The 19,743-nt window shown below is 33.4% G+C and carries 21 protein-coding genes; 12 read left to right on the top strand and 9 right to left on the bottom strand.

What is annotated here, in order from left to right; all coding sequences use genetic code 11:
• The first annotated feature begins 449 nt into the window (after positions 1-449).
• Genes NCC77_RS07315 through NCC77_RS07325 form a run of 3 tightly spaced genes read left to right on the top strand, consistent with a single transcriptional unit; the run spans position 450 to position 2,357 of the window.
• Positions 450-1,295 (top strand): alpha/beta fold hydrolase, encoded by an 846-nt coding sequence (locus NCC77_RS07315; protein WP_250834985.1) that lies wholly within the window; start codon positions 450-452, stop codon positions 1,293-1,295.
• A 5-nt stretch (positions 1,296-1,300) separates the two neighbouring features.
• A complete protein-coding gene (locus NCC77_RS07320; protein WP_250834986.1) occupies positions 1,301-1,774 on the top strand; it encodes an RNA polymerase sigma factor in 474 nt (157 codons plus the stop codon).
• Entirely contained in the window at positions 1,761-2,357 is a 597-nt protein-coding gene (locus NCC77_RS07325) for a hypothetical protein (protein ID WP_250834987.1), read from the top strand. The genes NCC77_RS07320 and NCC77_RS07325 overlap by 14 nt, the downstream gene beginning before the upstream one ends.
• A 74-nt stretch (positions 2,358-2,431) precedes the next feature.
• Here the strand turns inward: NCC77_RS07325 and NCC77_RS07330 are convergent, their stop codons facing one another.
• On the bottom strand, positions 2,432-2,833 hold the full coding sequence (locus NCC77_RS07330; protein WP_250834988.1) for an MmpS family transport accessory protein: 402 nt from the start codon (positions 2,831-2,833) through the stop codon (positions 2,432-2,434).
• Between the two features lie 167 nt (positions 2,834-3,000).
• Between NCC77_RS07330 and NCC77_RS07335 the strand changes: the two genes are divergently transcribed.
• The 3 genes from NCC77_RS07335 to NCC77_RS07345 all read left to right on the top strand — a co-directional run bounded on the left by NCC77_RS07335 (position 3,001) and on the right by NCC77_RS07345 (position 6,420).
• The gene (locus NCC77_RS07335; RefSeq protein WP_250834989.1) at positions 3,001-5,013 is read left to right on the top strand and encodes an ATP-binding protein; all 2,013 of its coding nucleotides are present in this window, start codon (positions 3,001-3,003) and stop codon (positions 5,011-5,013) included.
• Positions 5,003-5,632 (top strand): response regulator, encoded by a 630-nt coding sequence (locus NCC77_RS07340; RefSeq protein ID WP_250834990.1) that lies wholly within the window; start codon positions 5,003-5,005, stop codon positions 5,630-5,632. The genes NCC77_RS07335 and NCC77_RS07340 overlap by 11 nt, the downstream gene beginning before the upstream one ends.
• A 101-nt stretch (positions 5,633-5,733) precedes the next feature.
• Positions 5,734-6,420 carry a zinc metallopeptidase gene (locus NCC77_RS07345; protein ID WP_095928287.1) on the top strand — a complete coding sequence of 229 codons (687 nt, stop codon included), beginning with the start codon at positions 5,734-5,736 and terminating at the stop codon, positions 6,418-6,420.
• Between the two features lie 224 nt (positions 6,421-6,644).
• Here NCC77_RS07345 and NCC77_RS07350 read toward each other — a convergent pair whose 3' ends face one another.
• The 3 genes from NCC77_RS07350 to NCC77_RS07360 all read right to left on the bottom strand — a co-directional run bounded on the left by NCC77_RS07350 (position 6,645) and on the right by NCC77_RS07360 (position 8,929).
• Positions 6,645-7,115 carry an Lrp/AsnC family transcriptional regulator gene (locus tag NCC77_RS07350; RefSeq protein ID WP_095928286.1) on the bottom strand — a complete coding sequence of 157 codons (471 nt, stop codon included), beginning with the start codon at positions 7,113-7,115 and terminating at the stop codon, positions 6,645-6,647.
• Between the two features lie 381 nt (positions 7,116-7,496).
• A complete protein-coding gene (locus NCC77_RS07355) occupies positions 7,497-8,246 on the bottom strand; it encodes a uroporphyrinogen-III synthase (protein ID WP_109190797.1) in 750 nt (249 codons plus the stop codon).
• Between the two features lie 14 nt (positions 8,247-8,260).
• Positions 8,261-8,929 carry a DUF4271 domain-containing protein gene (locus NCC77_RS07360; protein ID WP_250834991.1) on the bottom strand — a complete coding sequence of 223 codons (669 nt, stop codon included), beginning with the start codon at positions 8,927-8,929 and terminating at the stop codon, positions 8,261-8,263.
• A 107-nt stretch (positions 8,930-9,036) separates the two neighbouring features.
• On the opposite strand from NCC77_RS07360, the gene NCC77_RS07365 reads away from it, so the two are divergent.
• The 3 genes from NCC77_RS07365 to NCC77_RS07375 are packed head-to-tail and all read left to right on the top strand — an operon-like array spanning position 9,037 to position 11,614.
• On the top strand, positions 9,037-9,762 hold the full coding sequence (locus NCC77_RS07365) for a polyprenol monophosphomannose synthase (protein ID WP_095928284.1): 726 nt from the start codon (positions 9,037-9,039) through the stop codon (positions 9,760-9,762).
• Positions 9,763-9,772: 10 nt separating this feature from the next.
• Positions 9,773-11,113, top strand: a complete 1,341-nt coding sequence (locus tag NCC77_RS07370) for a dihydroorotase (RefSeq protein ID WP_250834992.1) — start codon at positions 9,773-9,775, stop codon at positions 11,111-11,113.
• Between the two features lie 9 nt (positions 11,114-11,122).
• A complete protein-coding gene (locus NCC77_RS07375; protein ID WP_250834993.1) occupies positions 11,123-11,614 on the top strand; it encodes a DUF4296 domain-containing protein in 492 nt (163 codons plus the stop codon).
• Here the strand turns inward: NCC77_RS07375 and NCC77_RS07380 are convergent.
• Both NCC77_RS07380 and NCC77_RS07385 read right to left on the bottom strand, forming a co-directional pair.
• Positions 11,609-12,610: an NAD-dependent epimerase/dehydratase family protein gene (locus NCC77_RS07380; protein WP_250834994.1), complete on the bottom strand. Its 1,002-nt coding sequence runs from the start codon at positions 12,608-12,610 to the stop codon at positions 11,609-11,611. The genes NCC77_RS07375 and NCC77_RS07380 overlap by 6 nt on opposite strands.
• A 136-nt stretch (positions 12,611-12,746) precedes the next feature.
• On the bottom strand, positions 12,747-13,982 hold the full coding sequence (locus tag NCC77_RS07385; protein ID WP_250834995.1) for an outer membrane beta-barrel protein: 1,236 nt from the start codon (positions 13,980-13,982) through the stop codon (positions 12,747-12,749).
• Positions 13,983-14,342: 360 nt separating this feature from the next.
• Here NCC77_RS07385 and NCC77_RS07390 point away from each other — a divergent pair, with 360 nt between their 5' ends.
• From NCC77_RS07390 to NCC77_RS07400, 3 genes are all read left to right on the top strand, one after another.
• On the top strand, positions 14,343-14,774 hold the full coding sequence (locus tag NCC77_RS07390; protein WP_250834996.1) for a hypothetical protein: 432 nt from the start codon (positions 14,343-14,345) through the stop codon (positions 14,772-14,774).
• A gap of 162 nt (positions 14,775-14,936) precedes the next feature.
• Positions 14,937-16,232 (top strand): tyrosine--tRNA ligase, encoded by a 1,296-nt coding sequence (gene tyrS, locus NCC77_RS07395; protein WP_250834997.1) that lies wholly within the window; start codon positions 14,937-14,939, stop codon positions 16,230-16,232.
• A 178-nt stretch (positions 16,233-16,410) separates the two neighbouring features.
• Positions 16,411-16,755, top strand: coding sequence for a hypothetical protein (locus tag NCC77_RS07400; protein WP_095928277.1), 345 nt, complete (start codon positions 16,411-16,413; stop codon positions 16,753-16,755).
• A gap of 46 nt (positions 16,756-16,801) precedes the next feature.
• Here NCC77_RS07400 and NCC77_RS07405 read toward each other — a convergent pair whose 3' ends face one another.
• The 3 genes from NCC77_RS07405 to NCC77_RS07415 form a co-directional block, all read right to left on the bottom strand.
• Positions 16,802-17,782, bottom strand: a complete 981-nt coding sequence (locus NCC77_RS07405; protein ID WP_250835067.1) for a LuxE/PaaK family acyltransferase — start codon at positions 17,780-17,782, stop codon at positions 16,802-16,804.
• A gap of 125 nt (positions 17,783-17,907) precedes the next feature.
• A complete protein-coding gene (locus NCC77_RS07410; protein ID WP_248728456.1) occupies positions 17,908-18,246 on the bottom strand; it encodes a T9SS type A sorting domain-containing protein in 339 nt (112 codons plus the stop codon).
• Between the two features lie 107 nt (positions 18,247-18,353).
• Positions 18,354-19,535: a hypothetical protein gene (locus NCC77_RS07415; protein ID WP_250834998.1), complete on the bottom strand. Its 1,182-nt coding sequence runs from the start codon at positions 19,533-19,535 to the stop codon at positions 18,354-18,356.
• Positions 19,536-19,743 lie beyond the last annotated feature (208 nt).

Below are 19,743 nucleotides of genomic sequence, written 5' to 3' on the forward strand. Positions count from 1 at the left end.
TTTTTTTTTCGTCTTGTTTTGTCAGTCTGAGCGAAGTCGAAGACCGCATAAGTAACTCTACAATGATTGGCGATTTTCTTTACGGAGCTTCTTGCGTGGTCTTCGACTTCGCTCAGACTGACAATGCGTAGAGTTTGTCATCCTGAGGAACGAAGGATCGCACGCGAAACTCGACAAAGATTGGCGATTCAGTTTACGGAGTATCTTGTGTGATCCTTCGTTCCTCAGGATGACAAGATTGGGAAAAAAACTTCGCGACTTCGCGTCTTTGCGAGCAAAAAAACTCGCGTTCTTTGCGTAAATCTTCGCGCTCTTCGCGGTTAAAAACCCACACCAACATTGGAATTTGGATTTTTTTTATTGAAATTTTCATTTTCGTTGTAACATTTTAATAGTTGTCGTATCAAAAGCATGGATCCGATTTAATTAACAACTTAAAACTATTAAAAATGAAAAAGTATATCATCTTAATTATCGCATTCTTATTCTCAGCATTATGTTTAAATGTTTTTGCGCAAACGAAACAATTTCCGTTTGAAGTTTTAAAAACCGGAAATGGAGATCAGTCTATTATATTTATTCCTGGTTTTGCATCGTCTGGAGATGTTTGGAATGAAACTAGGGCTACATTCGAAAATCAATTTACCTGTTATACCCTTACAATGGCTGGTTTTGCGGGAAGAAAACCACAGCCGAATGCTTCGTTCGAAAACTGGAAGAATGGAATTGCCAATTATATCAAAGAAAATAATATTGAAAAACCAATTTTAATTGGCCATAGTATGGGAGGCGGACTTGCGCTTGCCATTGCAGCAGATTATCCAGATTTGATTAGTAAAATCGTGGTAGTAGATGCGCTTCCTTGTTTGGCGGCGTTAAGTGATCCTGCTTTTAAATCAAAAATGAATAACGATTGTTCTTCGACTGTAAATCAGATGACAGGAATGACCAATGATCAGTTTTACGATATGCAGAAAAAGACAATGCCAAGACTTTTGGCTGATGCATCTAAGCTGGATATGGTTGTAGATTGGAGTGTAAAATCGGATAGAACAACTTTTGGGCAAATGTATTGTGACTTTTACAATATTGATTTAAGAGAAAGAATTGCACAGATAAAATGCCCCGCTTTAATTTTATTAGAATCTTATTTTATAAATTTAAAACCAGCTATAGAAGATCAGTATAAAAATTTGAAAACGGCCAATTTTCAGTACGCTACAAATGGCCTGCATTTTATTATGTACGATGATACAGCTTGGTACTTAGAGCAATTAAGCACTTTTTTAAAATAGAAAGAATGGAATTTGAACAAATCTACAAAATGTATTGGGATCGAATTTTCAGGCTCTGCATGGGTTTCGTGAATGATTATGATACCGCTCAGGATTTGACTCAGGAAACTTTTATAATTGTTTGGCAAAAGCTGGAAACTTTTAGAAACGAGTCGGCAATTGGGACTTGGATTTTTAGAATTGCTTCTAATAATTGTTTGAGACAAATTGAAAAACAAAAACGTTTCCCAAAATCAGAACTTCCTATTCATCTTTCAGAAGAAAAACAACATTCTATAGAACCTCAGATTCAATTCTTGTATAAATGTATTGCTGAGCTTCCCGAAACCGATCGTATTATTATTTCATTAGAATTGGAAGACATCAAACAAAATGAAATTGCAAAAATTGTCGGACTTTCTGAAGCCAATGTTAGAGTGAAAATCCATAGAATAAAAGAAAAACTGACTCAAAAATTTAAAGAAAATGAACAACGATAACAATATAGATTTTAAAGATTTATGGAAAAAACAATCCGTAAGTCAGCCAGACCTAACCGATTTGCTGGCGCGATTAAGTAAATTTAAAAAAGCGGCTTTGCGCAGTTTATGGATGATCAATATTTTGCTTTCGGTAACAAGTGTCTTTATTGTTTTTATTTGGATATATTATCAGCCACAATTTGTTTCGACTAAAATCGGAATTGTGCTTACCATTCTTGCTATGGTCGTTTATGTGTTTGTCTATAATAAGTTAATGGGCGATTATAAAAACATAGATGCTACACAGCCCAATCAGGAATACCTTCAAAAACTGATTTCGATAAAAAAGAAGCAACAGTTTCTGCAAACCAAAATGATGAGTTTTTACTTTATGGCACTAACACTTGGAATTTGTTTGTATATGTACGAATACGCTAGTAGAATGAGTGCTTTAGGAGCGGGTTTAGCGTACGGAATCACTTTGCTTTGGATGTTGTTCAATTGGTTTTACATTCGCCCGAAACAAATTAAAAAACAGCAGGAAAAAATAAATACTTTAATTGAAAAGTTTGAAGAAGTCGACAATCAATTAAGGTCATAAAAAAAAGAAGCTTCGTAAAATCTTACGAAGCTTTCTTTTTACCAAAAACTTAAATCTAAATTCTAAACTAATTTTTAAAGAGGAAAAACGTACGGTGTAAGAGATAATACAATTATTCCGTCGCTATTTGCTGTCGCAGTTAATTCATTCTCTAATTTTCCTCCAATGTAAATTTTTCCAGTTAAGGTTTGTCCAGCAACACCACCGTATCCACTTGCGCTTAATGATGCTCCAAGAGATTTTGCTTCAGCAGTAAATTCTTTAGTCCAAGGAAGTTTGGTCATATCTTCATTTAATGCATTACCTCCTTTTTCAAAGTAAGTAACTGAAGCTGTTCCTGTATAATTTCCAGTTATTTCATATTTAACATCTCTTGATACACTTCCTGAGCCATTATCATCATTATCGCTGCTGCAAGAAACTGCTGTAAAAGCAAGAGTCATTACAATTGCTAGGGTTTTCAAAATTGATTTCATAATAAAATTCTTTAATTAAAATTCATAACTTAACAAAGTTAGACGCTTATCCTACGGATGGCAATACCTGATAAAATGTATTTTTTATTACCTGATATCAGGTAAAAGCAAGTGATTTTTTTTTGAAAGTCGTTAAGCTTTAATAACTTTGAGTAAATGCCACATTTATGAAGAAACTCTACGCCTTATTCTTTTTTTTATTTTTCACTGCAATTTCCAGTTCGCAAGTAATTCTTTCATTAGATGATGATACGGTTTATATTGACAGTATTGTTAAAATCACAAAAAACACAAAATCCGACAGTGTCAAAAGTTTGAATAGTTTTAGATTGTCAAAACTATTTTTAATGGCCCAGGATGCAGAAAAATCAAAGGAATACCTTAATCAAGCAAATCGTCTAAAAATTAAATTTCCTTTTTTAAGAGATGCTTCTGTTTTTTATAATGCGTACAGCTTTATAGAAAAAGGCGATTTAGAAGGTTTTGAAAAAGCTTTACTAGATGCAAACGAGAAACTTAAAAAGTATCGTAATAAAGAGGCATATAAACTTCGTGCTGTTATACTTCAGAACTACGGCATTATGCAGCAAAGGAAGAATAATGAAAACGCTTATATGAAATTGCTAGTGAACGAAGCGATTCCTATTGCGAAAAAAAGTGGTGATTATGAATTGATAAGTGCTTTAAATAAAGCAGTTGCCATTATTTTTATGAATAATGATGAACGCGAAAAAGCGGCAGAATATCTAGATCAAGCGCAGAAATATATTGAAAGTGCTACGAAAAAATCGGCAACTTTAGCCGAGTCTAAGATGGAGACGTATATTATAAATGCAGAAAATTTAGTTGAGCTGAAGCATTTTTATGATGCTAAAGAAATTCTGGAGAAAGCTTATGCAACATTAGAAAAATACCCAGAATCTAATCTAAATGATTCTTATTTTTATTCGGAAGGACTTTATTATGCGAAACAAAATAAGCATAATGAGGCATTGCAAAGTTTTGATAAAGGAATTAAATCGGCAGAAAAGCATCATAATGCTATAGCGGTAAACAGATTGAAGTTTGCAGAATATGAAGTACTCTTTAAACTTAAAAATTATGATAAGGCCAAAAGCAATTTGGAATATTTGATAAAAAACACTCCTTTTATTATAGACAAGAAAAACTATTATAAAGAATTGTCAAAAGTTTATAACGCGACCAAAGAATATCCAAAAGCCTATTATTATTCGAATAAATACAATGTCATTAATGATAGTCTAAATGATGCCAAACTGAAAAATGAAATTGTAGAGCTCGAAGCCAAGTATAAAAAAGCAGAAAGCGAAAAGAAAATTGGTTTGTTGCAATCTGAAAATGAAAAAGCGGTTTTGCAGGTTAATAATAATCGCTTGAATATGATGCTTTTTGCAGTGCTTTCGTTTGTATTGTTTTTGACTGTTTTGTTTTTGTGGAGTTGGAATAATTATCAGAAAAAGATAAGTTTTCAAAAAGAAGTCAATCATAAACAAGAACTTGAAGCATTAGAGAATCAGCAGAAATTATCTGTTTCAAATGCCTTGATTGAGGGAGAAGAAATCGAACGTAAAAGAATTGCCAGAGATTTGCATGACGGACTAGGAAGTATGCTTTCTGGATTGAAAATTCATTTGAATCTTGCGGAACGTGAAAACAATGAAAATGTTTCCAATATAAACGGAATGCTGAACGATTCGATAAAAGAACTTCGCAATATTTCTCAGAATTTAATGCCTGAAAGTTTAATGAAATTAGGGCTCGAACATGCTCTAAGAGATTTGTGTGCATCGCATTCAACACCAGAGACAGCAATAGAATTTCAGTATTTGATAAAAAAAACAACTTTACCGCAGCATTTTAAAATAATGATTTTCAGGATTATTCAAGAGCTTTTAAATAATGCTTTAAAATATGCAAAAGCTTCTCAGATTTTAGTTTCCTGCTCTCAAAATAAAGACGTATTTTTTATAACAGTTGAAGATAATGGAGTTGGTTTTAATGTAGAATATGCAGAAAAAAGAGATGGAATGGGCTTGCGAAATATTAAAAACCGTGTGGCTTTTTTAAACGGAAAATTAGAAATTGATTCTGTCCTGGATAAAGGGACTTCAACTTATATCGAATTAAAATATAACCCAAATCATGATTATGAAGTATAAAACGGTAATAGTAGACGACCATCCAATTGTGATTTCTGGAATTGCGGGCTTACTTTCAGAGTTAGATAATATAGAAATTGTAGAAAAATTCGAATCGGGAATTGCGCTTTTAGATTATATAGAAGACAATAAAGTGGATTTGATTTTAATGGATATTTTTCTACCTGTAATAAATGGAGTAGATCTGTGCAAAACAATCAAGCAAAAGCATCCTAAAATTGTAATTATAGGGATGAGTAGCCAGTCTGAAAGAAGTTTGGTTATGCAGTTTATCCAGAATGGAGGCAACGGATATATTCTTAAAAATGCTTCTTTTGATGAATTTAAAAACTGTATTTACAAAGCAATTGAGGGCGAAATTGTTTTTAGCGAAGAAGTAAAAACGATAATCAGTCAGCCTTTGTCTGAAGATTTAGAACGAATTCCAGGTTTGAGCCGAAGAGAAAGAGATATTGCATTACTGCTTTCGCAAGGAAAATCGACTCAGGAAATTGCTGATGATTTATTTTTGAGTTTTTTAACCGTTCAAACACATCGACGCAATATTCTTCAGAAATATAAAATGAAAAATGTGGCAGAATTAATTGCCTTTCTACTTAAAAACAATATGTTGAATTAAGTCAAAAGTGGTAAAATAATGTCAAAATGACATTTTGTTAAAATGGTTCGCAATTTGCAGTTTGTTTTGTAAATTTAAAAATCAATCTAAAAACACAAAAAATGGGATCAGGATATTTAATTATTGCTGGAGCTATAATGCTGTTCAGCTGGCTGGTAAGCTCGCAGCTGAAAAGTAAATTTGAATTGTATTCGAAGTTGCAATTGAGAAACGGAATGAGCGGAAGAGAAATTGCTGAAAAAATGCTTGCCGATAACGGAATCACAGATGTTCGTGTTATTTCGACACCAGGTCAGTTAACAGATCATTATAACCCTTCAGATAAAACAGTGAATTTAAGTGAAGCAGTTTACAACCATCGCAATGCAGCTGCAGCGGCCGTTGCAGCACACGAATGCGGTCACGCTGTACAGCATGCTATTGGTTACGAATGGCTGACTATGCGTTCTAAGTTAGTGCCTATTGTTAGCGTTGCTTCAAATTATGTACAATGGATTTTAATTGCAGGAATTTTAATGATTAAAGTTTTTCCGGGATTATTATTAATCGGAATCATCATTTTTGCTGCAACGACTTTGTTCTCGGTTATTACGCTTCCGGTAGAATATGATGCGAGTAATCGCGCTTTGGCTTGGCTAGAAAACAAACACATGCTTACGCAAGAAGAGCAGGCTGGAGCAAAAGATGCCTTAAAATGGGCGGCAAGAACGTATGTAGTAGCAGCAATTGGTTCAATCGCAACGTTGTTGTACTATATATCAATTTATTCTGGAAGTAGAAGGAACTAATTTGATAATTGAGATAATTAGTCAATTAGATAATTTATAGCAAACCCGACAGATTTTTAAAATCTGTCGGGTTTTGTTTTATAATGACTTTTTGATCAATTGTCAGACTGAGCGAAGTCGAAGCCCTTATGTCTAATTAAGCCTTCCACTTCGCTCAGGATTACAGTAGGATATTATTCGTTTTCAAGAATTATCTAATTATCAAATTGACACATTATCTAATTCTAAAGCTGTATCTGTCTATCAATCTGCTGATCCAGTGAGATAAAGGTTTCAGTTCTCGAAACTCCTTCAATTGCTTGGATTTTGTTGTTCAAAAGCTGCATTAAATGTTCGTTGTCTCGACAGATAATTTTGATCAGAACCGACCAGTTTCCTGTGGTATAATGACATTCTAAAACTTCGGGTATTTTTCTAAGTTCTTTTACGGCTTCTGAGTTTCTGGAAGCTTTATCCAAATAAACTCCAACAAATGCCATGGTATTGTAGCCTAGAACTTTTGGGTTTACAGTAAACTTAGAACCAGAAATTACGCCCGATTGTTCCAGTTTTTTTAATCTCTGATGAATCGCGGCTCCAGAAATTCCGATTTTATTGGCGATTTGCAAAATCGGTTTTCGAGCATCTTCCATTAGGTATCGAAGAATCTCTTTGTCGATTCCGTCAATTTCAATTAAGAGGGAGTTGATTTTCATAACTTACAATTTGAAACTATTTTTGTGATTTGGGTTTTGAATAGAAATCAAATGTAATTAAAATGCAGAACAAAAGAAAATTCCATTTTTTTTAAATTCCAAAAACTAAAAAGCAAACTCCAAAAAATCAAATTCCAAATTCCAAATTCCTTCACCTGTTCATTACCGCTCGAGTCCAAATTTCAAAATTCAAATATAACCCGTGGTTTCAACCACGGGAGACGTATAGCATAGATCCCAAATCTCCAATCCCAAAATTTAAAATATAACCATTGGTTTCAGCCACAGGACAAATCGTGAAAATCCTAAAAACAAAAAATCCAAATCCCAGTGATTAGTTGGAATTTGGATTTTTAAAATTTGTATATTTTTATTCTTAGGTTATTTTCCTTTGTTGGCTTCTGCTACGTATTTTTCTAAAGCCATTGTCATAGAAGGAGTTTCAGGAGTTGGAGCAAGAATATCAATTCTTAAACCATGATCTAAAGCTTCTTTCTGAGTAGTACTTCCAAATACAGCAATTCGAGTATCATTTTGTTTAAAATCTGGGAAATTTTTAAACAATGATTTGATTCCTGTTGGGCTGAAAAAAGCTAAAACATCATAATAAACGTCAGCTAGGTCAGATAAATCGCTCATTACAGTTCTGTAGAAAATAGCTTGTGCCCAATCTACTTTTAAACTGTTTAAGGTAACAGGAGCATCTGCATTTAATTGGTCAGATGCAGGAAGTAAAAACTTCTCGTCTTTGTACTTCTTAATTAGCGGAGATAAATCTGCAAAATCTTTTGCTCCAACGTAAATTTTACGTTTTCTGTACACAACATACTTTTGAAGGTAGAACGCAACAGCCTCAGATTGACAAAAATACTTCAATCCTTCAGGAACTTTGTAACGCATTTCATCAGCCACTCTAAAAAAATGATCTACAGCATTTCGACTTGTTAAAATGATCGCAGTGTAATGATTAAGATCGATTTTTTGTAATCGAATCTCTTTTGCGCTAACCCCTTCTACATGAATAAATGGTCTGAAATCAATTTTTATTTTGTGTTTTTGTTGGAGCTCAAAGTAAGGAGAATTCTCCACTTTAGGTTCAGGCTGTGACACCAAAATTGTTTTCACTTTCATATTATAAATATTTACTAAGCACTCCCTTTTGCTATCCAATAATAGAGAAAATAATAAGGGGCTATTTCAAGAGCGCAAAGATACAAAATAAAATAAAATAACTTACCGATAATTACGTTTTGATACGTTTTAATTGAAATAAAGTAAGAGTATACACTAATACACAGGGAAATACCTATGATTGCTAGCGGAATAATCTGCGGAATATTGTTGTAATAGAACAAAATAGCATTGATTGGAAGGATTAAAACGCCAATATAAGTCCTGTAAGTTACTTTTTGTAGATTAAATAGCTCTACAAAATCGTCAATATTGAATGAAGCGGCTACAATTTTTTCGATTAAATACTTTCCTAAAATGAAATAAAGCAAAAAAGTGGCAATCTGAATAAATAGAACCCAGTCGGTTTTTGAAGCGTAGCCAAAACTATTCATGGTAAGCAGAATAAAAAAGGCAAACGATACAATTTGTACAAAAAATAAACCAACCGTAAAGCTGTTTTTCATGTGGCTGTTGTCTCGATAAATTTTAGCGTATTTATCAGAAAAAATAAGTTTACTAAACTCACTAAATCTTGTTTCGTAAGCAGATTTTGTCATGGCAACAACGGCAAAGGTCACCACAAATAAAAGTGTTGCCCAGTCCTTGTTTTCGATTATTCGAGGATGAAGTTGTTCAATCATAGCGATACAAAATTAGTAATTTTTTGATGCAATACTTTTATTATATATTTATTATGAATCAAATGCTATAAAAAGTTTACTTTTGCGATGAAATTACCGAGAAAAAAATGAATGATAGTATTGTCATAATTCCCACTTATAACGAAATTGAAAACATAGAAAGTATAGTAAGAGCTGTACTTTCGCAACATAAATCTTTTCATCTGCTTATTATTGATGATAATTCTCCAGATCATACTGCTAAAAAAGTGATCGCTTTACAGGAAGAATTTCCAGGAAAACTTTTTTTAGAACAAAGAACAAAAAAGTCTGGATTAGGAACTGCGTATGTTCATGGCTTTAAATGGGCTTTGGAGCGTGACTATCAATTTATTTTTGAGATGGATGCCGATTTTTCGCATAACCCAAATGATTTAGAAAAATTATATGATGCTTGTCATTTTGGCGGAGCAGATCTTGCAATTGGATCTCGTTATGTAACAGGAGTAAATGTGGTGAACTGGCCTTTAAGCCGAGTTTTGATGTCTTACTTTGCATCTGTTTATGTGAAATTTATTACCGGAATGAAAATTCATGATGCTACTGCAGGTTTTGTTTGTTATAAAAGAGAGGTTTTGGAAAAAATTAATCTGAACAAAATAAAATTTGTTGGATATGCGTTTCAAATCGAGATGAAGTACAGAACCTATTGTGCTAAATTTCAAATTACCGAAGTCCCAATTATTTTTACAGACCGAACAAAAGGTGTTTCTAAAATGAGCAATGCGATCATTAAAGAAGCGATACTTGGAGTAATTTCACTTAGAATAAGAAAATTAGTCAATTCATTATAAACCAACCAAAATGAACAGGATTTTAATAAAGAATGCCAAAATTGTAAACGAAGGGACAATTGTTGAAGGTGATGTTTTAATTGAAAATGATCTGATTGTTGAAATTGCAGACAGCATTTCATTAAAAACTTCAGATTGCATTGTAATCGATGCTGAAGGAAATTATTTAATGCCTGGCGCGATAGACGATCAAGTGCATTTTAGAGAACCAGGTTTAACACATAAAGGAGATATCGAATCGGAATCTCGTGCTGCTGTTGCGGGAGGAATTACTTCTTTTATTGAACAGCCGAATACAGTTCCGAATGCAGTTACTCAGGAAATTTTAGAAGATAAATACCAAATTGCTTCTCAAAAATCATTTGCGAATTACTCGTTTATGATGGGAGCAACAAATGATAACTTGGAAGAAGTTTTAAAAACAAATCCAAAAAATGTTGCTGGGATTAAAATTTTCTTAGGTTCATCTACAGGGAATATGTTGGTTGATAATGAAGCGGTTTTGGAAAAGATTTTTTCAAGCACTCCAATGTTAATTGCAGTTCATTGTGAGGACGAGACTACGATTAAAAATAATCTTGCTGCTTTTAAAGAGCAATATGGAGAAGATGTTCCAGTTACGGCACACAATTTAATTAGAAGTGCAGAGGCTTGTTACATTTCTTCTTCAAAAGCAGTAGCTTTGGCTAAAAGAACAGGAGCAAGATTGCATATTTTCCATCTATCAACGGCGAAAGAAATGGAATTGTTTACGAATAAAATTCCATTAGAAGATAAAAAAATTACCGCTGAGGTTTGCGTGCACCATCTTTGGTTTACTGACGAAGACTATAAAACAAAAGGTAATTTCATTAAATGGAATCCTGCTGTTAAAACTGCCGAAGATCGTGCAGAACTTTGGAAAGCTTTAAACGACGGAAGAATTGACGTAATTGCAACAGATCACGCTCCTCATACAAAAGAAGAAAAACAGCAGTCTTATTTGAATGCGCCTTCTGGAGGTCCGCTGGTACAGCATGCAGTTGTAGCAATGTTTGAAGCGCATCATCAAGGAAAAATTAGCGTGGAGAAAATTGTGGAGAAAATGTGCCACAATCCAGCTAAGATTTTTAAAATTGAAAAAAGAGGTTTTATTAAAGAAGGATACCATGCCGATTTGGTAATCGTAAATCCAAGTTTACCTTGGAGCGTGAAACCAGAAAACATTTTATACAAATGCGGATGGTCTCCATTTGAAGGTTTTACTTTTAAATCTAGAATCACACATACTTTTGTAAACGGTGAATTGGTTTATAATAACTTTAAAGTAAAAGATACCAGAGCGGGTAAAAGATTATTGTTTGACAGATAAAAAGCAACTATGAAGAATTTTATAGTAATAATATTGGTTATATTTCTTTCTATAAGCTGTAAAAAGGATGTTGTAAAACAGCCTGCAAAGCTTATTGAGAAAGATAAAATGATTGATATTATGTACGATTTATCTCTTTTGGAAGCAATGAGATATCAGAAACCGTTGTCTTTGGATTCTATAGAAAATGATCCGACGAAATTTATTTTGAAAAAATACAAAGTAGACAGTCTTCAATTTGCTCAAAACAACATGTATTATGCTTCAGATTATGAGAATTATAAAGACATGTTTGATCAAGTGAACAAAAGGATTTCTGTAAACCAGCGAGCGGCAGATTCTTTAGCTAAAATTGATGAGAAAAAAGCAGCTAAGGAGGCTAAAAAGAAAGCCCCAGAAGTTTCAAAAGATTCGGTAAAGAAAGTAGCTCCTAAGATTAATGTCGATTCTATAAAAAGAGCTCACATGCAAATGCAAGACAGAAGAAAAAAACGATTATAGTTTAGAGCTGTCTTTAATATATTGATGAATATTAGTAAAAACCGTTCCTAGAGCGGTTTTTATTTTTTCATTACTGTACAGATTTTTTGAATACGAAGCTTTTGCTGTTGCTTTTGTAATGCTTCTTTTTCTAAAGAATAAAGTAGAAAATATCCCATCAGTAATCCACAAGAAATTCATTAGAAAAGGCTTTGCATGAATGTGTGGCCTTTTTACTTTTAAAGCATCAGAAACGGTGTCTAAAAGATCTTTAAAAATAATATTGTCTGAGATAAGCGTGAAACGTTCGTTTTTTATTTCGCTTTTCATCAATTCAAAACTTACTTTAGCAACGTCGTCGACAGAAATAAAACCAGTACTTCCAAGTGTGTAGAATGGAAGTCCTTTTGAAACTTTTCGATAAATTTCACTACTGCCTTCGTCAAAAATATCCATCATTTTTGGCGGTCCTAAAATAACTCCCGGATTTACAATAATAACATTTAAGCCTTCTTGATGCCCTCGCCAAACTTCCATTTCTGCACCATATTTAGAAATAGCGTAATCGCTGTGTGGTTTCTCGGGATTCCAATCGGTTTCTTCGGTAATGTGTGTTTCGTGAGGAGCAATATCGCCTAAAGCGGCAATCGAACTGATGTAGCAAAATTTTTCTACTTCTTTGGCAATGGCAAAATTAATCATATTGGCAGTTCCTTCGATATTGGTTTTTCTAAGGATTTCTTCGTCTTTTGGTTCAAACGAAATAAAAGCTGCGCAATGATATACTTGTTTAATATCGATAAAAGCAGTTTCGAGTGAAGGTACATCTAGAATATCGGCTTCAAGCCAATTGATTTTTTCAAACAAATCTGCTTTTTTATAAAAATCAAAAACCGATTTTGTTTTTTCAATTTTATTTTGACTTCTGTAAATAGCCCGAACATTTTCTCCATTTTCTATTAAATGAAGCAATAAATGTGCGCCAACTAAACCAGTTCCTCCAGTTACTAATATCATGTTGTAAAGATAGTACTTTTGTATAAATGAGATTTGGTTACAAAGGGAGTTGTTGATAAAATTAGATAAAAAACAGTTTAGAGAAATCATTAATTTCTGTAAACTGTTTAATTATTAAGTCGTGAAAAAAATTGGCTTAAAAAATCGTGTATGAAAAGATAAAATCAACAGAGCCATAGTTTGCGGCAAGATCGCTATACTCGCTCATTAAATCTTTTTTGGTATTTAGTCTTGCTTCCACACCAAATTTATCTCTAAAATTATATCCAAAACCAAAGGCTAGATTAGATCCTGCTGTACTTTCACTAACTCTATCTTTATCATAGACCACTTTACTTTTTCCTGCATCGAAAGTAAATCCTGCGTTGATAAAGAATTTTGAATTTTTGTTCAAGAAAAGGTAGTGGCGAATTCCCATCGGAATCTGTATTCCGCTGTATTCTACATCTACTTCATGTTCCTCTAAAGGAGATGTAGGGAAAAGACCAGGAAGGCTGTAGCTTTTTTGATTTTTGTATTTCTGGTATGTCGGATTTAAAAATACGCTCCATTTATTTTTGTTGAATGGAAGAATATATTCTGCTTCAAGACCGATTTTAAAATTGGTTTTATTGTCTAATTTTATATTGCGGTACGGAAGACTTTTACTGTCCATGGATAAAGAAATTAAGCTTATTCCAGGAGTAATTTTAATATGGAAAATGTTTTTCTCTCCATCATCTGATGTTTTTTTAGTTTCCGTATCAGGAGAAATATTGTTGAATTTTATAAAATATTTCGTCAAATCAGATTTTGTGTAAGACAAGTTTTTAATATCGTTATCAGTAATGTTTGACGATCTTACATTTAGGTTTAGCTGTTGCTTATAATAAGTGTTCTCCTTAATATTTTTGCTAGCGTTTTCATTTTGTGTTTCAATGTATCTAAGGTACACAAGCTGTTCAAGCGGCACTTCTTTTGTTTCATAAAAGTATCTGAAAAGATTGGCTTCTCTATAAGAATATAATGAGGCTTCGCCAATAACTAAAACACGAAGAAAAAGAGTGCTTTCTTCCCAAACTGGTTTTCCTGTTTGTGATATTTTAGATAAGTCATCAGTTGAACGATCTATCTTTACTTTTGCTCTTTTGAAGGTAATACTGTTTCCAATTCCAAATTCAGAAACGTTTGCAATAGTTTCGCTTACATAGTCCTTGTCGTTTGGATCTATTTTGTATCTAAAATCGGTTGGGTTGTCTTTCCAGTCTAAGTTTCGGATTAAACATTCTGTTCGATTTCCATTGTTGGAAATAAAGTATCCTTTTTCAAAAGTAACCTGTGCATTGATGAAAGTGCAACAAAGAAAAAGAATAAGTAAAAAAGTTTTTTTCATTATGGGTAGTTTTTTTGGGAGGCGAAACTAAGGAAAAAACAAAATATTTTTTTACGTGTTTCCGTAAATTGATTTATTTAATGTACTTCGGTCTGCTTTTTAGAAAACAAAGTGTCTAAATATGCATTTAACACACACTTTGTTTAAATTTTATAAAAATAAAAAACTTTGTGCCTTAGTGTCTTCGTGGCAGACTTTTTTAGCAGTCACTAAAAAGTAAGATTATTATTATATTTTTTAATGTTATAGGAAACTCTTTTAATATCTTTGTATTATTAAATTGGCAATGTTTAAATTATGGAAAAACAAAGCACTTATATAATTGAGCTAAGTAAAATGCTTGAAAATGCTATAAGGAGAATGAAGATAGAACACCCAAATTTTATAATCTATACAACAAGTATTTGGACTGACCATTCGGCTAAAGTTAGTGCTATAAGTTTTGATAGTAAAAGTAATTCATTGCAGAATATAGATGCGTCAAATATATATAACAAAAAGCATTACGACATGTATATATCTGAAGGGAATTTTAAAATGGCGGATATGTTTAAACCAAACGAAAGCGATAGATTTTGTAATCCGGCAGATTTTGAGCTAGAATCTTTTGAGGAATTTAATCATAATTCTGTACCTTCTAAATGGTATCCAACTCTTGTGAAATTTGGAAAATTGGCTTTTGAAAAGATTGTTTGGGAATTGAATGTCGATGAAGATAATTTTGAATTGGGAATAAACAGCACTAAGGATTGGTATGATAAGACATGGAATATTCGGAATTCAAAAGGATGAAGTAAGATATAAAGAATAATCAATAGTTTTTTGAATTTTGCTACAAAGAGTTAAGGCGCAAAATTCGTAGAAATAAAAAACTTTGTGCCTTAGTGTCTTCGTGGCAGACTTTTTTGATATTGCCATTGACATTGATTACATTTGCGCAAATTATTTAAAAAAATGAAGAATCTAGTTGAAGAATTAAAATGGCGCGGGTTATACCATGATAGTATGCCTGGAACGGAAGAACAATTGCTAAAAGAAGCAACCACTGCCTATATCGGTTTTGATCCAACGGCAGATTCACTGCACATCGGAAGTATGGTTCAGATTATTTTATTGGTTCACTTAAAGAATTTTGGTCACAGACCGATTGCTTTAGTAGGTGGAGCAACAGGAATGATTGGTGACCCTTCTGGTAAATCTGATGAAAGAAACTTGCTTGATGAAGTAGCTTTGGCTAAAAATGTAGCGGGAATCAAAAGTGTTTTGTCTCGTTTCTTGGATTTTAATTCAACCGAAGCAAATGCGCCAGTAATGGTGAATAACTACGATTGGATGAAAGAATTCTCTTTTATTGATTTTGCACGTGAAGTTGGAAAAAGAATCACTGTAAATTATATGATGGCTAAAGATTCTGTAAAAAAGAGATTTAGCGGAGAAGGTGAGGGAATGTCTTTTACAGAGTTTACATACCAATTAATTCAAGGTTACGATTTTTATCATTTATATAAAAACAATAATTGCATTCTGCAAATGGGTGGTTCTGACCAATGGGGTAATATTACCACAGGAACAGAATTAGTGCGCAGAATGGGAGGAGAGAATGCCAAAGCGTATGCTTTAACAACGCCTCTAATTACAAAAGCGGACGGATCTAAATTTGGTAAATCTGAAGGTGGAAATGTTTGGTTGGATGCTGATAAAACTTCTGTATACAAATTCTACCAATTTTGGGTAAACACAACAGATGTTGATGCAGAGAAATACATTAAAATCTTTACTTTCTTAGATAAAGAAACTATCGATGGATTAATCGAAGAGCACAAAGCTGCTCCACATTTGAGAGTTTTACAAAAGAAATTGGCAGAAGAAATCACTGTTTTTGTTCATAATCGTGAAGAATTAGAAAAAGCAATTCAGGCTTCAAATATTTTATTCGGAAATTCAACTGCCGAAGATTTGAAGAAATTGGATGAAGCGACTTTTTTAGAAGTTTTTGATGGAGTTCCGCAAGCTGAAATCGCAAAAGCTGATTTAGAAAACGGATTGGATATCATCACGGTTTTAAACGAAAAAACAGGTTTCTTTAAATCAAATGGAGAAGCGAGACGTGCTTTGACAGCAAACTCAATTTCTGTAAATAGAGAAAAAATCAAAGAAGATTTTGTTTTAACAGCAAATGATTTAATTAACGATCAGTTTGTTTTGTTGCAAAGCGGAAAGAAAAATTATTTTGTAATCCGCGTTGTTTAAAAACGTTTAACTCTTTAATCGGTTAATTGTTTAATCGATCTGTAAGAATCTTAATAAATTAAATATATAAATCCCAATGTTCGGAAAGGATGTTGGGATTTTTTATTTTAATTCGCTGACAATGAAAATATAAAACTTTTTTTATTAAGTTTATTCCCTAAAAACTAACAAAACGATTATGATTGGAATTTTACTTATTTATTGGATTTGGAAAGGATATACCAATTTGGCTCTTGAATATGATAAGAACAAATGGGGTTATTTCGGAATTGGAATAGCGTCTTATTATGGAGGCACTCTTGTTTCTGGATTTGTTGTTGGACTTTTATCCGTTCTTATCAGCGGTGTTGAAAATGTAAACGATGACAGTTTTAGCAATCCAGGATGGAATATACTTTTTGTGCTTTTTGGCGCTTTGGCTTGCTATGGAGTTTATAAGCTTTTAGAAAGTAAAGGTGAAAAAGAAAAAGCGCTTCAAAAAAGAGAAGGGATTGAAAGTATCGGTGTAATAGAGGAGAATTAATTTTTCTTGCGATTAAACGATTTCACAAATCAGCGATCAGACCTTTTTACAAAACCATCAAATTACAGCCGCGAATATCAGAATTATCAAAACGTCCCAATACTTCAAAAGAGTTGTTGGGATTTTTTTTGCCTAAATCCTGCGTGGCAATAAAAGAACAGGAATTGATGTTGGCTAAATCAATTACATTGATTCCGCCAGTTTTTCCGTCTTTCACGTAAGTGAGAGCATCTTCGGGATCTCGAACCAAAATATGCATCCAAGAAGGGCATTCAAAGACACCTTCGCCTAAAGAATAGGCTTGCGCTAAAAGCTCGGTCATTCCGTATTCTGAATGAATAGAAGAAACGCCGAAACCTTTACAAAGTATTTCATGTAATTCTTCACGAATCATTTCTTTACGTTTTCCTTTCATTCCTCCAGTTTCCATAATAATGGTATTTTGAAGGTTGAATTGGTGTTTTTCGATCAAATCTAATAAAGCGTAAGTCACCCCAATTAAGATTACATTTTGGCCGGCTTCGTCCAATTCAAGAAGTTTTTTGATTAAGTCATCGTGGTTGTGTAAATAAAACCCGCTTTCAGGCTGATTAGAGAGTTTTATTAAATCTTCTACCATGTAAATTAAAGAAGAGCCTTCACGTTCTAAATAAGAGGGCAAAAGGGCTAAAACAACGTAATCTTCGATGTTTCCGTAAAATTGCGAAAATCCTTTGCGGTAACTTTCCTCATATAGGGAAATATCGGTCACTAAATGTCTGCTTGTAATCATTCCAGTTGTTCCACTGCTGGTAAAAGTTACTTGTGTCGGATCTGTATTAGAAACTACATCATGACTTTTGAAAAACTGAATGGGTAAAAATGGAATTTGCTGAAGCGATTTTACTTGTTGCGGATTAACATTTAAAAAATCACAAAAATCACGATAAACTTTGTTGTTCTCGTGCTGAAAACGAAACACTTTTAATGCTATTTTTTCAAATTGTTTCTGACTTGAAATGGTAAAGATATCGTTGGCTGTGATCAAAACTTTTTTTTGCAAAGATATTGTTTTTTAGTGTTCAGTTGCAGTATTCAGTCACAGTTTTCAGCAAAGTATGTAAACTGAAAACTGCCACTGAGACTGAAAACTAAAAAAAGCTCCAAAGGAGCTTATCTTATAATGAGTTTTCGGGTTGCCGATGCATTTTGTTCGCTTATTTTGATGATATAAACACCTGGCGGTAATTCTGAAACACTTAGCTCTCTTGATACTAAATGCGCTTGCAATACTTTTTTGCCTAAAATGTCAAACACAATAATTTCTTTCTCTAAATCGTTTTTAGATGAGATATAGACTTTTCCGTTTGTAACTGGATTAGGATACAAGCTAAGACCCTCGATAGAAGTAGATTCTTGAGTTTTTGGTAATTGCTTGCTGTCCTGAGCCGAAACGCTTACAGTGAAGAAAAATGCCAATAAGAAAGTAATATAAAAGTAGTTTTTTGCCATCGCGTGTATTTGATTAATGTAAATATACAAAAAAAATTACAAAAAGTACGCCAAAAAAAAACATCCTAAAGAATTAGGATGTTTTTAACATTATGTTTTCGAAGTAATTAGAAACCTACTGTCCATCCAGCAGCCCATGTTGGTTGAGCAACACCAGCTCCAGCTCCAGTTGCAGTAGCAGATTCTACTGATACAGCAGCTACGTCAGCAGAACTTCCGTCTGTTTTCTTTCCTTTAGTTTTTGTAGGTACATCAGCAACGTAAAGTACGTTTGAAACTTTTAAAGCTGATGGTACGAAAGCGATAGTTTCATCGTTTTCAACATCGATACCAGTTTTCCATCCGCTTAAAACTACGTTAGAAACTTGACCTTTAGTTCCTCTTCTGAATTTGATACCTTGGTTTTCAGTGTAAACAGTTGCATCTGCAGCACTTCCAGGTCCAACAAGAGTCATGTTAGTGATTGTTGGGTTAGCGATTGGAGTATTAGCATATCCTAATTCGAAGTTATCAGCTTCAATTCCTCTGTTTCCTTTTCCGAAAGCTAATTTACCATACCAGTTAGTGTTAGTTCCAGACCATCCTTCAGTCCAGTCAAATTGATCATCTTCGTTACCAATAGCAACTAAGTTAGAAGTATTTACAGTTCCACCGAAGAATTCGAATCCGTCATCAGAACCGTGGAAAGCTTGTACGTTTTCAACAACTGTACCTGAACCAACTCCGAAGAAAGAAAGTGCGTTGAATTCTTTTTCAGTGTTAAATGCAGCACCAGCGTACTCGATTCTTAAGAATTTAATAACTCCAGAGTTATCGTTAGCAACAGTTCCACCGTAAGTTAAGTCAGCAACTTCAGATTGAGCAGTTCCTGTACCACCAGATGTACGGTTGATTGGAGCTTTTCCACAGATTACTAATCCACCCCAGTCTCCAGGAGCTTTAGTAGCTAAACCAGATGTCATGATAACAGGTTTTGCAGCAGTTCCGTTTACGTTGATTTTACCTCCTTGTGCGATTGCGATATAAGCAGATGTACCTCCAACTCCTTGAATTACTGTTCCAGCAGGAATAGTAAGAGTAGCGCCAGAGTTAACTTGAATTTTTCCTGTTAGTTTGTAAGTTGTTCCTGCATCAAGAACTACTTCTCCGTCAGTAATTGTTCCTTTAAAATCATTTGCGTTAACAACAAATGAAGATGATGGTTTGTTGTTGTCATCACTAGAGCAGCTTGTCATTAAACCTGCAGATAAAGTGACAATTCCAATTAATTTTACAATTGAGTTTTTCATAATTGTGTTGTAATTTTTGTGTTTAATTTCTTGAGGCAAAGATGGAATAGAAATCTTTTTTAGATGTTAAGAAACCGTGATTGTTAGTTTAACAAAAACCGTATTTAATATTAAGTAAATGTTAGGTTTGTAAACTGAAAATAAACTGCTTTTACGAGCCCTAGAACCTGCGCGTTTTTATATAATAGAAATAAAAAGAGGCCAGTTG

It is taken from the genome of Flavobacterium tyrosinilyticum (assembly GCF_023656565.1).
GTDB lineage: Bacteria > Bacteroidota > Bacteroidia > Flavobacteriales > Flavobacteriaceae > Flavobacterium > Flavobacterium tyrosinilyticum.

Coding starts and splice junctions, on each gene's coding strand:
- NCC77_RS07390 (WP_250834996.1), top strand. CDS start 14,343: ATGAAGATAGAACACCCAAATTTTATAATCTATACAACAAGTATTTGG.
- NCC77_RS07330 (WP_250834988.1), bottom strand. CDS start 2,833: ATGAAATCAATTTTGAAAACCCTAGCAATTGTAATGACTCTTGCTTTT.
- NCC77_RS07365 (WP_095928284.1), top strand. CDS start 9,037: ATGAATGATAGTATTGTCATAATTCCCACTTATAACGAAATTGAAAAC.
- NCC77_RS07325 (WP_250834987.1), top strand. CDS start 1,761: ATGAACAACGATAACAATATAGATTTTAAAGATTTATGGAAAAAACAA.
- NCC77_RS07385 (WP_250834995.1), bottom strand. CDS start 13,982: ATGAAAAAAACTTTTTTACTTATTCTTTTTCTTTGTTGCACTTTCATC.
- NCC77_RS07335 (WP_250834989.1), top strand. CDS start 3,001: ATGAAGAAACTCTACGCCTTATTCTTTTTTTTATTTTTCACTGCAATT.
- NCC77_RS07320 (WP_250834986.1), top strand. CDS start 1,301: ATGGAATTTGAACAAATCTACAAAATGTATTGGGATCGAATTTTCAGG.
- NCC77_RS07380 (WP_250834994.1), bottom strand. CDS start 12,610: ATGATATTAGTAACTGGAGGAACTGGTTTAGTTGGCGCACATTTATTG.
- NCC77_RS07415 (WP_250834998.1), bottom strand. CDS start 19,535: ATGAAAAACTCAATTGTAAAATTAATTGGAATTGTCACTTTATCTGCA.
- NCC77_RS07345 (WP_095928287.1), top strand. CDS start 5,734: ATGGGATCAGGATATTTAATTATTGCTGGAGCTATAATGCTGTTCAGC.
- NCC77_RS07350 (WP_095928286.1), bottom strand. CDS start 7,115: ATGAAAATCAACTCCCTCTTAATTGAAATTGACGGAATCGACAAAGAG.
- NCC77_RS07410 (WP_248728456.1), bottom strand. CDS start 18,246: ATGGCAAAAAACTACTTTTATATTACTTTCTTATTGGCATTTTTCTTC.
- NCC77_RS07360 (WP_250834991.1), bottom strand. CDS start 8,929: ATGATTGAACAACTTCATCCTCGAATAATCGAAAACAAGGACTGGGCA.
- tyrS (WP_250834997.1), top strand. CDS start 14,937: ATGAAGAATCTAGTTGAAGAATTAAAATGGCGCGGGTTATACCATGAT.
- NCC77_RS07355 (WP_109190797.1), bottom strand. CDS start 8,246: ATGAAAGTGAAAACAATTTTGGTGTCACAGCCTGAACCTAAAGTGGAG.
- NCC77_RS07315 (WP_250834985.1), top strand. CDS start 450: ATGAAAAAGTATATCATCTTAATTATCGCATTCTTATTCTCAGCATTA.
- NCC77_RS07400 (WP_095928277.1), top strand. CDS start 16,411: ATGATTGGAATTTTACTTATTTATTGGATTTGGAAAGGATATACCAAT.
- NCC77_RS07370 (WP_250834992.1), top strand. CDS start 9,773: ATGAACAGGATTTTAATAAAGAATGCCAAAATTGTAAACGAAGGGACA.
- NCC77_RS07375 (WP_250834993.1), top strand. CDS start 11,123: ATGAAGAATTTTATAGTAATAATATTGGTTATATTTCTTTCTATAAGC.
- NCC77_RS07340 (WP_250834990.1), top strand. CDS start 5,003: ATGAAGTATAAAACGGTAATAGTAGACGACCATCCAATTGTGATTTCT.